Source organism: Oleiphilus sp. HI0086 (genome assembly GCF_001635225.1).
Genome location: NZ_LWFZ01000618.1, coordinates 1 through 15,775, shown reverse-complemented (window position 1 = coordinate 15,775; position 15,775 = coordinate 1). Strand labels below are relative to the sequence as shown.

Here is a 15,775-nt window from a genome sequence, read left to right as displayed (position 1 = left end):
CAAGCTTAACCAACTCGGGAGACTTTTTCTTTACAGGAGATTTCTGAGACTGGCTTGCAGGAAGGCTATTGTTAGCGGGCTGAGCAACAGGGGGCGCTGCATTCAACTGCATACACGATATAGAGATTAGAACAACGAAAACAAGAAACCGCTGGATACCCATAACAAACTTCAAAATTTTATAAGTGATTGTTATTCTGATAATAGCAAGTCTTAAAGAAAAAAATCTGTGCTATGTCACTAAATAAGTAAGTAATTGTAATCGTGAAAGAAATATTGATTAAAGATTATCCAAACACCCCAACTTAGCGACTGAGATAGCGCATTGCGTCTTCGAGCCCTTCAACCGTCATTGGGTACATATTGTCCTCTAAGAGCTGCTTGGTTATCCCCAAAGAGCCGCCCTCCCCCCAGTATGACTCTGGCAGAGGGTTAACCCAAGCCACTTTATCAAAATGATCGGTCACACGCTGCATCCATACAGCGCCAGCTTCTTCATTCCAATGCTCGATACTGCCACCTGGCTGAGTTATCTCGTAAGGTGCCATTGATGCGTCACCAACAAAGAGTACTTTGTAGTCAGAAGAATATTTGTGAATCACATCGTAGATCGGCATGCTTTCGTTTGAACGACGAATATTGTTCTTCCATACACTTTCGTAAATAAAGTTATGAAAGTAGAAATACTCCATATGCTTGAATTCAACACGCGCCGCAGAAAACAACTCTTCGCAAACTTTTACATGAGGGTCCATTGAACCACCAATATCAAAGAAGATCAGCACCTTCACAGTATTGTGGCGCTCAGGCACAAGCTTAAGGTCAAGGTAACCGGCATTACGCGCGGTAGACCTTATTGTATCATCCAAGTCCAACTCATCAGCTGCCCCCTGACGAGCGAACTTACGCAAACGACGCAGCGCAAGTTTGATATTTCGAATCCCAAGCGTTACATCGCCATCAAGGTCTTTGTAGCCACGCTTCTCCCAAACTTTAACAGCACGACCATTTCGACCGTTTTTCTGTCCAATTCGAAAACCTTCAGGGTTATAGCCATTCGCACCAAAAGGTGATGTACCACCGGTACCAATCATCCGGTTCCCGCCTTGGTGCTTTTTCTTTTGCTGCTCGATCCGCTCTTTAAACGCTTCCATTAGCTCTTCGAGGCCGCCCATGGCTTCGATTTTATCCTTTTCTTCCTGAGTTAAGTTCTTCTCAAACTCTGCCTTGAGCCAATCTTCTGGAATCATTTCTTCGAAGAGATCATCAAGCGCTTCGATTCCCTCAAAATATTTGCCATAGGCGCGATCAAATTTGTCGAAGTTTTTCTCATCTTTTACAAGGCACAAGCGGCTTAAATAGTAAAACTCATCGATATCAGCAAAGACTATATTTTTCTCAAGCGCCTCCATTAAGTCTAAGAACTCCTTAAGCGTTGCTGGAACCTTAGAACGGCGCACTTCCTGAAAAAACTCTATTAACATCGAGATACCTCTTTTCTACTAATACAAACCGATTGCGAGTAAAAAATACTTTTAGGCTAACCCTTGCGCCTTGCCATAAATGCCAAGCGCTGCAGCAAGTGGACATCCTGTTCATTCTTAATCAATGCACCATACAAGGGTGGTATTGCTTTAGAGGGGTCTCGCTCTTGTAGAATTTGTTCGGATACTTCGTCAGCCATCAATAGTTTAAGCCAATCGATCAATTCGCTTGTTGAAGGCTTTTTCTTCAAGCCAGGAACTTTACGCACATCAAAAAACACATCGAGCGCCTCTTTAACCAAGCTCTGCTTCAAGCCGGGGTAGTGAACCTCCACAATTTTCTCCATTGTTTCGTGGTCTGGGAAGTTGATGTAATGGAAAAAGCAGCGTCTTAGGAATGCGTCCGGTAGTTCTTTTTCGTTGTTACTGGTAATCAATACAATTGGTCGATTTTTCGCCACAACACGTTCTTGTGTCTCGTAAACAAAAAATTCCATTTTATCGATTTCAAGAAGCAAATCGTTTGGAAACTCGATATCGGCTTTATCAATTTCATCAATCAATAGCACAACACGCTCTTCTGCTTCGAAGGCTTCCCACAACTTCCCTTTCACTATGTAGTTAGATATATCGTGAACACGGTCATTTCCTAACTGGGAATCTCTTAGACGTGACACAGCATCATATTCGTACAAGCCCTGCTGAGCCTTTGTTGTCGACTTGATGTGCCACTGAATTAAACGCGTGCCAAGTGATTCTGCTAACTGCTCAGCCAGCATAGTTTTACCAGTACCTGGCTCACCCTTAATAAGAAGAGGCTTTTCTAATTGAATCGCAGCATTTACAGCCATCTGTAAATCACCGGTCGCTACATAATCGCTAGTACCCTTAAAACTCATACTAATACCTTTTGATATAGACTCTTTGCCTCAAGCAGCCAAGACAAACTAAAACCAACAAATAGACAGACTGAAACTAAAGCCTGAATAGGAAAAACGTGAATTCTATTCTAGTTTTAAGTGCAACGGAAATCCTGGCAATAGATTATTTCAACAACAGTGTGTTCCAGAAACCATCCATATTGAGTTTTAAGCGCTATAATAAGGTACTAAAGCATGTGGAATTTGTGCAATTAATAACCTTAAATCATCAGTGAGCTCTTCCAATTGAAACAAGTTTTTTTCTTGATAGTGACGTTTATTTGCTTCTTCACCACTACCACAAACGCCCAACAAAGCCCTAGCGAAGTCGGCAATAAACAGACCCACCTTTCCTGCGCCATAATTACCAGCGAACATCTAACAATTTTACAATTATTCCAACGAGGACTACCTCAACAAGTCGCAATTGATTCACTACCAGATATAAGCAGAAAAGCCCGTAAGCGCGTCGAGTATGTGTATCAACTGGCCAAAGATATTGGTACGTTAAACGCCTATTCCGATATCAACACAAATTTTGCCCGCTGTTCAACTCTTGTATACAAGAACAAAGGTCTACCCGCCATAGATTTGGCCGAGCACGCATACTATTTTTGCTCTGGTGAAAACAAACTTCGATTCGAGATTATCCTGCTCATCGACCAGGGACTTTCGCAAGAAAAATTAGAAGCTCAGATTCCTACTACGCATCATAAAGTATTAAAACAGTACCAAAATCTAATAAAACGTAAGGGCACTCTTGCAGCATTTGACCTCACTGCAAACAATCTCAAAGCTTGCTTACAACAAATTGAATAGTTTTTTATTTAAAGTGTTGACTTGGTCGAGCCTCTTCTCTAGTATACGCGCCACTTCGACGGAGAAGCAGTTGCGTCCCCTTCGTCTAGAGGCCTAGGACACCGCCCTTTCACGGCGGTAACAGGGGTTCGACTCCCCTAGGGGACGCCATTTTCCTTCTTAACTTCTCCAATACCTCTCGAATACTTCCAAGAACTTAGTCTCCCCCTAGATATAGATACCAACCCAATCTTTTTACGTTTTTTTGCACCATTTTCCACCTGTTTTTACCCGCGTCAACTAAACTGCTTATAGACAAACTACGCGCCCAACTTATCCGAACAAGTTTTGGTGCGATTTAGGGATTTTCTATTGAGACAAAGTATGACCGATAAAAACGACGTATTACTTGCCAGACAACCAATTTACGACCGTTCAAAAACAGTCACTGGTTACGAGCTACTCTTTCGCAGTGAATGCGACACCCCCATTAGTAGCTTTGATGGCAACCTAGCAACGTCACGGGTTTTACTTAATTTATTTACAGAAAGCGATATATCAAGCATTACGAATAACCTGCCTGCCTATGTCAATTTTACTGCTGAACTCCTGCATAACCCACCACTATTCAACCCTGATACGGTGGTAATAGAAGTACTGGAAAATATCGAAATTACAGACAAGGTTGTTTCCAGCCTAAAAAAGCTTAAACAACGCGGTTTCACGCTAGCACTTGATGACTTTATTATGGATGAACGTTATCAACGCATATTGCCACTGGTAGACATTATTAAACTAGAACTACCTGAAATGGACGATGATGAATTACAGGCAACTATTAAAAACCTTAAGCAGCATGACGTAACTCTTCTGGCGGAAAAGATCGAAACACCTGAGCAATTTAAGCGCTGCCACGAACTTGGCTGCGACCTCTTCCAAGGCTATTTTTTATCCAAGCCCGAGATAATTAAAGGTAAGAAAATCGCTGCAGGAAAAATGGCAATAATTAACCTAATTTCTGAAATTCAAGCACCCGAGATTGATATGGATGGCTTAACCTCCATTATTTCCCGAGACCCGGCACTAAGCTTCAAGCTTCTCAAGCTAATTAACTCTGCCGCCTTTAAACGAAGCAACACCATCGACTCTATTCACAAGGCAGTCACCTTACTGGGCATAGATAAAATTAAGAGCTGGGCCAGCTTGCTGGCATTAAGCAAGTTGGACGACAAGCCCGAAGCGCTGCACTATATGGCGCTGGTACGTGCACTAATGTGTGAAAGGCTATCGGAATATATTGAACCAAGCCTAAAAGACCAGTTTTACACCGTCGGCCTGCTTTCTTGCCTTGATGCATTTTTTGATCAATCACTAAGCGATATCGTCTCTCATATTTCATTAGCACCGGGAATAAATGATGCGCTCACTCTATTAAAAGGTAATGCCGGACTTGCCCTATCCACCACAATTGCCTTTGAACAGTCTGAATGGCAAAAGTTAGACTGGACAGCATTAGCCAAATTCGAGTTAAATGCTAAACAAATCAATGAGATCTATTTCGAATCATCTCGAAAGGCCTTGGAAATTTCTGCAGAGAATTAGTACTCAGGCCACCCCAATAAACTTAGGAAACGTTTATTTAGCATGGCTAACTCCCTTATTCTTGTTATCAATTGTGGCAGTTCATCTTTAAAGTTTGCACTCTACTCAACCCACCCTGAAACAAGCCTTCTCGCAGAAGGCTTGGCAGAGTCGCTTAATCAGACAGAAGGCAAACTTACTGTTAAGCACCCAGGTGAGAAAGAAACCCTCTTATTAAACCTATCTTCGGAACTTGGCAACAGCCATGCGCTTGCCCTACAAGCAGCAATAGAGAAACTTGCTCGGCACTTTCCAATCAAAGAAGAACTCAAGGCCATCGGACATAGAGTTGTTCACGGCGGTAATATCTTTAGCGAATCTGTTGTGATTAGCGAACAAGTACTTGAGCAGATCAAAGCCTGCATCCCCCTTGCTCCATTGCATAATCCAGCCAATATAGTGGGTATCGAGAGCTTACAAGTGCTGCACCCTAATCTCCCACAAGTTGCAGTATTTGATACGGCATTCCATCAAACAATGCCAGCCAAAGCTTATACTTACGCACTACCCTACAAGCTTTATTCTGAACATAATGTTCGCCGCTATGGTTTTCACGGTACCAGTCACCGCTATATTGCTAAGCGTGCATCTGAAACGATAAATAAGTCATTGCCAGAGCTAAACATTATTACCGCTCACCTGGGTAACGGCGCAAGTGTTGCGGCAATAAAAAACGGTAAAAGCGCTGATACAAGTATGGGCATGACCCCACTTGAAGGGCTTGTAATGGGCACCCGATCTGGCGACATAGACCCAGGTATTTTTGACTTTCTAATCAGTCAGAATTACTCGCCCGAGGAGATATCCGAACTCCTAAACAAGCAAAGCGGTTTACTCGGTATATCTGAGCTGAGCAACGATATGCGCACAATTTGTGAGAAGGCAGATGAAGGTCATACCCAATGCAAACTTGCTTTGGAGGTATTTTGCTTTAGAGCTGCCAAACACCTGGCCGGCATGATGGCCTCACTAGAACAAATAGATGCACTGGTGTTCACCGGTGGAATTGGCGAGAACTCAGCTGTCGTTAGGCAAAAAATTGTCAAACACTTGTCAATTTTCGGCTTTACTATTAACCATGCAGCAAACAATCAGCCTTCTTCACGTAACGAATGCTACAACGGGCTTTCTATTCATGAAGACCAATCTATCCCGGTACTCGTCATCCCAACTGACGAAGAAGCTATGATTGTAGAAGACACTCTATCGCTAATATAACAAATGCTATGCGGCCACTTCTACCAGCTATTGCAACGAACCATTATGCTCTCAAACCCTTAGAATATTTGAGAACAGATTTAAGGAAAGTCTAATATGTCTAAGTCATTTTTTATTGCACCAACCGCTAAAAATGCCGGCTTAACATCCGTCAGCCTTGGCCTACTCAGAGCGCTTGACCAGATAGGTGTAAGAGTTGGTTTTTTTAAGCCGATTACACAAATTACCCAAAGCCGCCCCGATCACTCCGTCCACTTTGCTAATGCAATCAATCATATCGACAGCCCAAAGCCTATTCCACTGAAGACAGCACAAGATTACCTTACACGCGGCGACAAAGACCTTCTTATGGAAGAAGTAATCGAAAACTTCCATAAGATAAAAAAGCTGTACGATGTAATAATCATTGAAGGAATCGTTCCAACAACAGACGAAGCTCATACCAGCGTGCTCAATAAGGAAATGGCAAACAGTCTCGACGCAGAAATCATTCTGCTTGTGCCAATGACCTCCTTGCCAAGCAATTGTTCAGTTGATACCTTCGATGACCACCTAAAAACATCCTTGAGCGTATTCTCCTCAATTAAAGCCGGTGTCATTGGCTGTATTTTGAATAAAGTAGGCTGCGCACAAAACGCCAAACAACTGCACGATGATGCGATTTCGCTCACCGAAGCAACAGAGGTCGAAAACTGCCAACAACTACTCAGCACCAGCACCTTAATAGAAGCATCCACAGTGCTTAGTGAAAGTTTTCATTCTATAGGCCAGATACCCCTTGTACCGGCTTTACAGGCGCCGCGAGTCTTTGATATCGCAAATGAGCTACAAATGAAGGTCTTACCTGGAACGGGTAACGAAGAGCTTTTGCGTACACGAAGGGTTACGAGGATAGCCATTTGCGCTCGTAGTGTCAGCAACCTTGTCAGCGCACTAACCCCTGGCTGTCTACTAGTAACGCCCGGTGACAGAAGTGACGTGCTACTTGCTGCTGGCATGGCTGTACAAAATGGCCTTCCTTTAGCGGGTATCGTGTTAACGGGTAACTACCAGCCCGACCAAAGTATTCTCGATTTCTGCCGCCCTGCACTTCAAAACGGTTTACCACTGCTTAGTACGCATCATGACACCTTTGAAACCGCTGTTGCATTATCCAAGCTTGAAAATAAAGTTCCGCTAGATGATTTAAATAGAATGGATGAGGTAATGACGACTGTTGCCGACCATCTGGATATAGATTGGCTCAAACTACACTGCGATAAAGAACGCGCAACACGCCTTTCTCCGCCGGCATTTCGCTACCAGTTATCTGAAAATGCACGCAGTGCAGCGAAGACAATCGTATTACCTGAAGGCAATGAACCAAGAACTATATGCGCTGCTATCGCTTGCCACGAGCGAGAGTTAGCTCAGTGCATACTAATAGGCAATCCCGATGAAATTAAAGCAGTCGCGAGTGCTCAGGGTGTCACGCTTTCCAGTGATATTCAGATCGTCGACCCAGACGAAGCACGTGAACGCTATGTCATCCCAATGACAGAGATCAGAAAGCATAAAGGCGTGAGTCACCAAATGGCGCGAGCAATGCTAGAAGACAATGTCGTACTCGCAACGATGATGGTGGCGCTAGATGAAGTTGACGGGCTTGTATCAGGAGCTGTTCACACAACAGCCAACACTGTGCGCCCCGCGCTTCAGTTGATTAAAACAAACGATTGCGCCAAGGTAGTGTCTTCAGTTTTCTTCATGTGCCTCCCCGACCAAGTACTTGTATATGGTGACTGCGCCATCAACCCAGACCCGAATGCCGAACAGCTGGCCGATATTGCGATACAAAGTGCCGACTCAGCCAAAGCATTTGGCATTGACCCCAAAGTCGCCATGATTTCCTATAGCACAGGTGTAAGCGGCACCGGCGCAGACGTCGACAAAGTTCGTGAAGCTACTGAGATCGCTAAGAACTTAAGGCCAGACCTCGTAATTGACGGCCCCCTCCAATACGATGCGGCGGCGATTGAAAGTGTCGCCAAGAAAAAGGCACCGAACAGCCCGGTGGCCGGTCAAGCAACCGTTTTTATCTTCCCAGATCTAAATACTGGTAACACCACCTACAAAGCTGTACAACGTAGCGCCAATGTAATCAGTATCGGCCCAATGCTACAAGGTTTGCGCAAACCTGTTAACGACTTATCTCGTGGCGCATTAATAGAAGATATCGTCTTTACCATTGCACTAACGGCCGTACAGGCATGTCAGTCTGAACAAAAAGGCGATTAAAAAGCAAACCGAATTTAAGGCGCTATATCTTAGCGCCTTCATTTAGTTCGCCTCTAGTATTAGCAAAACCTACACATTCCGCTTACAGATCTAGGACTGAGATGCCTATAACAAAACACTATATCTAGTGCTAACATAAAAAGATAAGTAAGCACTAATTCTGCAAAGCCCATAAATACAAGCACCTTCCTTTTCCTCATATTTTATCGCCCCAAAGTATTGACAAACCAGTCTCGACCACCTTGATATTTACACAATAAAAAAATCGGAAAAGAAACTTCACACACCACAATATAGTGTTATACTTCCCGCATACACAACAACATGTAGTGGATACTAAAACAAAACGCCCCCTATATATTGATGTAATAAGGACAGTATTAGCCCCCAATGGACCAGCCTTTTTCGGGTTTTTACATACTGAACAAGCTTTGATGTCAGCGGCTTATGCCACTAAAGCTAGAAACAGTGTGCGGTAAAGTGATGTACCAAACTAACACTATATATAGAAGCGCTAATCAGCATTAACTCAGCCGTTTTAGCCTACTCTTAATAACAACTGAAAAAATGATATTCCAGATAGAGGTCATACATGAACGCCAAAGTTGAACCACTTGTCTCTCCATTACCAATGCAAGACGCTTCTCAAGATATCTGGCACACTAAGTACCAGCTAAAAACTAAAACTGGTCAGGCCGTCGATCAAAACATTGACGCTACCTATGAGCGTGTTGCCAAAGCGCTTTCATCTGTAGAAGAAGAGGGCAAAAGAGAAACCGTCTACAACGACTTCAAGTGGGCACTAGAAAACGGCGTTATTCCAGCCGGCCGAATCATGTCTAATGCCGGCGCAGGCGAGCATAAGCCGGCAACATCAACCATTAACTGTACTGTCTCGGGTACTGTGTTCGATTCAATGGATGATATCTTGCTCAAAAACCATGAAGCAGGCCTAACTCTTAAAGCTGGTTGCGGTATTGGTTATGAGTTTTCAACGCTACGCCCTAAAGGTGCTTACGTTGCTGGTGCAGGTGCAACCACTTCAGGCCCTCTATCTTTCATGGATATCTTTGACAAGATGTGCTTCACCGTTTCATCTGCTGGTGGGCGTCGTGGTGCGCAAATGGCGACCTTTGATGTACACCACCCTGACGTTCTGGACTTCGTACGTGCAAAACGTGAAGACGGCCGACTACGTCAGTTCAATCTTTCATTACTAATTACCGAAGACTTCATTAAAGCGGTTCAGAATGACGCTGACTGGCAGCTATCCTTCCCTGTTACTGCTGAAGAAGTTGAAGAAGACAATCTTGACCTAAGTGATGAGAGCCAATTCGTATTTCGTAGCTTCCCAGTTAAAACAAGCTATATTACTAATGATGAAGGTCAGGTAGCGTGTCGCATTTATAACACTGTAAAAGCGAAGTACATCTGGGACAGCATCATGACGTCTACCTATGACTTCGCTGAGCCAGGCTTTATCCTTATCGATAAAGTTAACGAGATGAACAACAACTGGTATTGTGAAAACATTCGCGCAACCAACCCATGCGGCGAGCAACCTCTACCACCTTATGGCAGCTGCTTGCTAGGCTCGGTGAACCTGACCAAATTTGTTGAGCGTCCATTTACTGACAAAGCCTTTTTTAACTTCGAAAAGTATAAAAAAGCTGTGGGCATCTTTACGCGCATGCTTGATAACGTTGTCGAGATCAACGGCCTTCCGCTAATTGGCCAGCGTAACGAAATTAACTTCAAGCGCCGTCACGGTATGGGAATTCTGGGTCTTGGCTCTACCTGCACCATGCTTAAGATGGCTTATGGCTCACCTGAGTCAATCGAGTTTACTGAAAAGGTAAACCGTGAGATGTCTATTGAAGGCTGGAAACAAGGCCTAGCGCTTTCAGAAGAAAAAGGCCCTGCGCCAATCATGGAAGAGACCTTCATCGTTGATGAGGAGATGCTTCTTAAACGCCCTGAAATGAGAGCCGAAGGCTACCAGGTTGGCGATGAAGTAAAAGGTAAAGTACTTCACGCAAAATACAGCCGTTACATGCAGAAAGTTGGTGAGCATGAGCCGGAACTAATCGAAAAATTAGCCGAACAAGGTGCTCGTTTTACTCACCACACTTCTATCGCACCTACGGGTACTATTTCGCTTTCACTTGCCAATAACGCAAGTAATGGTATTGAGCCTAGTTTTGCTCATCACTATTCACGAAACATTATTCGTGAAGGCAAGAAGACGAAAGAAAAAGTAGACGTATTCTCATACGAGCTTCTAGCTTACCGTCATTTCGTCAATGCTGATGCAATGCCGTTTTCTACTGACCCGAAGACACAATTACCTGATTACTTTATCTCGGCAGATGACGTAACGCCTAAGCAACATGTAGACATTCAGGCGGCAGCTCAACAGTGGGTTGACTCGTCAATCTCGAAGACTGCAAATATTCCTACAGAGTTCCCATATGAGGAATTCAAGGATATCTACATGTACGCTTACGAGAAAGGTTTGAAGGGATGCACAACTTTCCGCTTTAACCCTGAAGCATTCCAGGGCGTATTGGTGAAAGAGTCTGATCTTGAGAACACCATCTACGAATTTACGCTAGAAGATGGTACAAAAGTAAAAGCGAAAGGTAACGAAGAAATAGAATACGACGGTGAAATTCATTCAGCAGCGAACTTATTCGACGCATTGAAAGAAGGTACCTACGGAAAATACTAGACATAGTGAGCAATACACTAAGCACCCTTCACTATGTAGCAGATTGATAGGTAAAAAATTATGGCAATTAAAATTGAAAAGAAAATCGTCGGTTATCAAGTAGACAACTCCGGTGATAAAGCGCTTGTTGTAGACAACACGCCAAAGGTTGTTCCAGTAGAGATGAATGAGTCGATTAAACGACCAGACTATCTTCTCGGCTCAACTTATAAAATTAAACCACCCGTATCTGAGCATGCGTTATATATTACTATTAACGACATCATTCTTAATGAAGATACTGACCACGAAATTAGACGACCTTATGAAGTCTTCATTAATTCTAAGTCGATGGAACACTATCAGTGGGTAATCGCTTTAACTCGCGTTATCTCTGCCGTCTTCCGTAAAGGTGGTGACATCACCTTCATGATCGAAGAGCTATCTTCAGTTTATGACCCGAACGGTGGTTACTACAAGAAAGGTGGCGTCTATATGCCATCATTAGTAGCCGAGATTAGCTCTGTAGTCGAGAAGCACATGAAGACTATCGGTCTAATCAAGTCTGAAGAAATGAGCGATCATACAAAGCAGATTCTTGCTGAAAAGAAAGCCCAGTTCGAAAAGGAAGGCAGCGCTACTCACGTTAACACTGAAGAGCCACCTGAAGATAACCCATTCCCTGCTAACGCGACGCTTTGTAAGAAGTGCCACAATAAGTCGGTGATCGTTATGGATGGTTGCCAGACTTGCTTGAACTGCGGTGATAGCAAGTGCGGCTAGTGCTTTCTAGCTAAATAAGCTAAACGAAAAAGGCCAAGTAAATATTTTACTTGGCCTTTTTTGCATTTATGCGGCGCTATTTCTAACAGTTAGCCAAACCGCCCACCGATATAATCCTGCGTTACCTGATTGCTTGGCGATTCGAAAACCTTTGTCGTTTGGTCAAACTCCATTAGCTTCCCTAGGTGGAAGTGAGCTGTCATGTCGGCAGTACGATGTGCTTGTTGCATGTTATGCGTCACGATTACAATCGTGTAGCTTTTCTTTAGCTCAAGCATTAGCTCTTCGATTTTTTGTGTCGAGATCGGGTCGAGTGCTGAGGTAGGTTCGTCCATTAGTATAACGTCAGGCTTAACCGCTATCGTTCGGGCAATACAAAGCCTTTGTTGTTGACCACCTGATAGACTCGTACCAGGGGAATTCAGCTTGTCTTTAACTTCATTCCACAGACCTGCAGATATGAGAGAACGCTCAACTAAGTCATCACATTCGGTACTACCCTTTTTGACTTGGCTGTGCTTAATTGGTGCGTAAGCAACATTCTCGTAGATAGACTTTGGAAAAGGGTTTGGCTGCTGAAATACCATTCCTACACGCTTTCTTACTGAAACTTCGTCTACGTCTTTGTCATAGATATTCTTACCATCAATGACTACCCTTCCGGCAATATCAACAATGTCGATCAGGTCATTCATTCGGTTTAGGCAGCGCAAAAATGTCGATTTACCGCAACCGGATGGCCCGATCAAGGCCGTAATATTATTCTCTGGCACCTGCATGTTGATACCATGTAAAGCATGGTGATCACCATAGTGAAGGTTTAAGTCTTCAGCAACGATCTTTATGTTATTACCACTTGATTTCATACTTCTTCCTTAGGTAAATAGCTGCAGCGTTCAGTGTGATTAATATCGACAGTATGACAACAATGCCCGCTGCTGTTTTTTCTACATATGCACGTTCAGGCATACCCGCCCACGTAAAGATCTGGGCCGGCAGTACCGTCGCAGCCTCCATGATCGACGAAGGTGAATCTGGGATGAATGCAATCATTCCAATAATGATTAATGGAGCGGTTTCCCCCATGGCTTGCGCCATGCCAATTATCGTACCGGTCAAGATGCCTGGTAGCGCAATGGGTAGAACGTGGTCTTTGACAACTTGAATTTTGTTAAGGCCCAAACCATAACCTGCATGGCGAATTGACTCGGGTACACTTCTGAGTGCAGCACGAGAACTGACAATAATAATTGGTAATGTCATTAGCGCTAAAGTGATACCGCCCACTAATGGCGAGCTTCTTGGCAGACCAAATAAATTAATAAATACTGATAAGCCTAGTAGGCCGAATAATATTGAAGGAATAGCCGCGAGGTTGTTTATATTAACTTCAACAAAACGGGTAAAGCGGTTGTCGGATGCAAACTCTTCCAGGTAAATTGCCGTCATCACACCAATCGGGAAAGCAAAGGCCATTGTTACTAACAAGGTCAGTACCGAGCCTACGATGGCAGACAGTATCCCGGCATTCTCTGGCATTTTAGAGTCACCCTTACTGAAGAAAACACTATTCCAGCGTAGCTCTAACTTACCTTCTTCTTTCAACTTATCGACTAGGGCAAGCTGCTTTTCTTTCAGGTTATAGTGATGACCTTTTAAATACTGGTCAACCTGGTCATCAGCCAATGCCCACATTGTTTCGCTTGTACCCATCAATTCAGGCTGGTCTCGCATGGCTTTTGTTAACGTACGTAGCCAAGCCCTACTTACAATTTTGCGAAAATCTTTTGGAATGGCCCGGCGCGTGGACTTAGCATTTCGCTCTGAAAACTCTACTTCAACTTGCACATAAGCTTGCTTCACAGCAGGCGCAGCAGTACTAAGAATATCGACCATAAAGAAGATCAGAAACGACAGAGTAAATACGACGGAGCTCTTTGCGAAAAGTTTGAAAAATCGCGAGGCACGATGCCGTTTACTTAAGGTCGGGTCGTAAAAAGGATTAGAATTCTGTTTTGAAGTCATAGCCTGCTTATCTTGTATTTTTCTTTAAACTTACGGATTTGGGACAACGAGACCATATTGAGAATCAATGTGATCACAAATAAGACCAAGCCTAAGGCAAAAGCCGAAAGCGTTTGCGGTGAGTCAAAGGCGTGATCCCCGACAAGGGAGTCAACAATTCTCACTGTTACGGTGGTCATATCTTCTAAAGGGTTCCACGACAAATTTGGTCTAAGACCGGCAGCCATCACCACAATCATGGTTTCACCAATCGCCTTGGCAAAGCCAAGCAAACAGGCTGAAATGATGCCCGGAAGCGCAGAGGGTAAAACTATATTTTTGATCGTCTCGCTTTGCGTCATACCTAACGCATAGGCGGCATTGCGTTGACTGCTTGGTACAGCACGAAGTACGTCATCACTCAAGGATGAAATGACCGGAATAATCATAACGCCCATCACCAAGCCGCTTGCTAGTGCGCTGTTAAAAGCAGCATCGACACCAAACTGTTCCGCTATTGCTACGATGGCTGGAGCCACTGTCAACGCAGCAAAGAAGCCATAAACGACAGTCGGGATACCCGCCAGAATTTCGAGCAAGGGCTTCAATATTTTTCGCTGAGCTGATGAGGCATATTCACTCATATAAATCGCATTACCCAAGCCAATGGGTATCGATACCGCTAACGCAATAATTGTGATCATGAAGGTACCGGCGAAAATCGGTACTGCACCGAAGGAGCTTTCTCCATGGCTCATGTGCCACTCGGTACCTGTAATAAAGTACCAAAGGCTTTTTAATTGAAAGAACTCTAACGCCTGGAACAGGATAGAAAACAAAATACCAATAGTTGTAACAATGGCAATTGCGGCTGAGATCGCGAGAGTTGCTGTAATACAACGTTCTTTAATAAGGGTTGAACGCTTTTTGGATTCAACTTGAAACAAATCTATACTTCCATTATTTAAGAGCCGAATAACTGAGTGGCTAAATTTATACCTACAAAATAAAAAGCCCACTACACAGCGGGCCTTTTGATTTATTTAAGTCCAACTACTTCCTTGTAGTTAGACTTAACATCCCTGTCATTAAACTTCCTAAGACCTTACACTTTTAGACTTAAGCGGGATTATTCAGCCCAGCTCGCATCGTACTCAGTGATAGTCAAAGAGGTATCATCGTCTGTATAAAGCGTGCTACCAGCATCTACAGTGAAGCGAGCTTCAGAACCTGCAGTGAACAGATCAGCACTAGCGTTTACATTGTTCTTAATCGCTAGACCTGCACCTGTTACCGTTGCGCGAGTATCAGTATCAACACCAGTGTCACTTACACGGATCGCTTCAACGTCAGCATCTGATGAAAACTCAACCAAAATTTGAACATTGTTGAACACGTAGTCTGTACCTTCGCGCAAGCGAACTGCACGACCAACTGACTTCAAGATTGCGTTTTCAAGAGTAGGTTGCGCTTTAGGGTCACCATCAGTAGAGGTGCTGTGACTATCTGCTTCAATTACACGTGAACCAGTTTCGTCATCAACGATGTTCTGCTCAGCATAAACGTTTGAAAGTGTACCGATATAACCTTGGTCGGTATCGATTGAATCGTCACCAGCGTTGTAGATATACAAACCGTCGACGCTAACTGTACCGCCCCAAAGCTCGATACCATCATCCGCAGAACCAATGATTGCGATGTTCTCGATAGTTGTACCTGAACCTACAGAACCAAGAGAAAGACCGTTAAGCTCTTTGTCTTTTTCTACTTCATAACCAGAGTATTTGATCGCAACGTAAGTCAGTGTTCCACTGTTATCGTCCGCAATCGTTACACCAGCGTCAGGACCATAAGACTGAGTACCAGCTTCATAAGTACGCTCGCCTTTGTTGTTGGTAGATTGACCAAGGATAGTCAAGCCACCCCATTGACCCTGCTCG

12 protein-coding genes, 1 tRNA gene and 1 pseudogene are annotated in these 15,775 nt (G+C 43.8%); 7 read left to right on the top strand and 7 right to left on the bottom strand.

What is annotated here, in order from left to right; genetic code table 11:
* Positions 1-305: 305 nt before the first annotated feature.
* The 3 genes from A3756_RS07665 to A3756_RS27615 all read right to left on the bottom strand — a co-directional run bounded on the left by A3756_RS07665 (position 306) and on the right by A3756_RS27615 (position 2,782).
* Complete coding sequence (locus tag A3756_RS07665) at positions 306-1,484, bottom strand: VWA domain-containing protein (protein ID WP_068512682.1); 1,179 nt, start codon at positions 1,482-1,484, stop codon at positions 306-308.
* A 56-nt stretch (positions 1,485-1,540) separates the two neighbouring features.
* Positions 1,541-2,383 (bottom strand): MoxR family ATPase, encoded by an 843-nt coding sequence (locus A3756_RS07660; protein ID WP_068512684.1) that lies wholly within the window; start codon positions 2,381-2,383, stop codon positions 1,541-1,543.
* Between the two features lie 189 nt (positions 2,384-2,572).
* Complete coding sequence (locus A3756_RS27615) at positions 2,573-2,782, bottom strand: hypothetical protein (protein WP_068512686.1); 210 nt, start codon at positions 2,780-2,782, stop codon at positions 2,573-2,575.
* 99 nt (positions 2,783-2,881) lie between these two features.
* On the opposite strand from A3756_RS27615, the gene A3756_RS27610 reads away from it, so the two are divergent.
* The 7 genes from A3756_RS27610 (at position 2,882) to A3756_RS07620 (ending at position 11,831) form a co-directional block, all read left to right on the top strand.
* Positions 2,882-3,223, top strand: coding sequence for a hypothetical protein (locus A3756_RS27610; RefSeq protein ID WP_068509768.1), 342 nt, complete (start codon positions 2,882-2,884; stop codon positions 3,221-3,223).
* A gap of 74 nt (positions 3,224-3,297) precedes the next feature.
* Positions 3,298-3,373: transfer RNA gene (locus tag A3756_RS07645), tRNA-Glu, on the top strand.
* Between the two features lie 213 nt (positions 3,374-3,586).
* Entirely contained in the window at positions 3,587-4,804 is a 1,218-nt protein-coding gene (locus tag A3756_RS07640; protein ID WP_068553238.1) for an EAL and HDOD domain-containing protein, read from the top strand.
* A 42-nt stretch (positions 4,805-4,846) separates the two neighbouring features.
* Entirely contained in the window at positions 4,847-6,061 is a 1,215-nt protein-coding gene (locus tag A3756_RS07635) for an acetate/propionate family kinase (RefSeq protein WP_068553236.1), read from the top strand.
* Between the two features lie 96 nt (positions 6,062-6,157).
* A complete protein-coding gene (gene pta, locus A3756_RS07630; RefSeq protein ID WP_068553234.1) occupies positions 6,158-8,338 on the top strand; it encodes a phosphate acetyltransferase in 2,181 nt (726 codons plus the stop codon).
* Positions 8,339-8,930: 592 nt separating this feature from the next.
* Positions 8,931-11,069 carry an adenosylcobalamin-dependent ribonucleoside-diphosphate reductase gene (locus A3756_RS07625; protein ID WP_068512703.1) on the top strand — a complete coding sequence of 713 codons (2,139 nt, stop codon included), beginning with the start codon at positions 8,931-8,933 and terminating at the stop codon, positions 11,067-11,069.
* Between the two features lie 60 nt (positions 11,070-11,129).
* Positions 11,130-11,831, top strand: coding sequence for an NrdJb (locus A3756_RS07620; protein WP_068553233.1), 702 nt, complete (start codon positions 11,130-11,132; stop codon positions 11,829-11,831).
* A gap of 89 nt (positions 11,832-11,920) precedes the next feature.
* On the opposite strand, the gene pstB is transcribed toward A3756_RS07620, so the two are convergent.
* From pstB to A3756_RS27605, 4 genes and pseudogenes are all read right to left on the bottom strand, one after another.
* A complete protein-coding gene (gene pstB / locus A3756_RS07615; protein WP_068553231.1) occupies positions 11,921-12,697 on the bottom strand; it encodes a phosphate ABC transporter ATP-binding protein PstB in 777 nt (258 codons plus the stop codon).
* Entirely contained in the window at positions 12,681-13,856 is a 1,176-nt protein-coding gene (gene pstA / locus A3756_RS07610) for a phosphate ABC transporter permease PstA (RefSeq protein ID WP_068553229.1), read from the bottom strand. The genes pstB and pstA overlap by 17 nt, the downstream gene beginning before the upstream one ends.
* The gene (pstC, locus tag A3756_RS07605; protein WP_068512730.1) at positions 13,853-14,782 is read right to left on the bottom strand and encodes a phosphate ABC transporter permease subunit PstC; all 930 of its coding nucleotides are present in this window, start codon (positions 14,780-14,782) and stop codon (positions 13,853-13,855) included. Before pstC ends, pstA begins: the two co-directional genes overlap by 4 nt.
* Positions 14,783-14,964: 182 nt before the next feature.
* Positions 14,965-15,775 (bottom strand): annotated as a pseudogene (locus A3756_RS27605) (hypothetical protein); the annotation flags it as partial.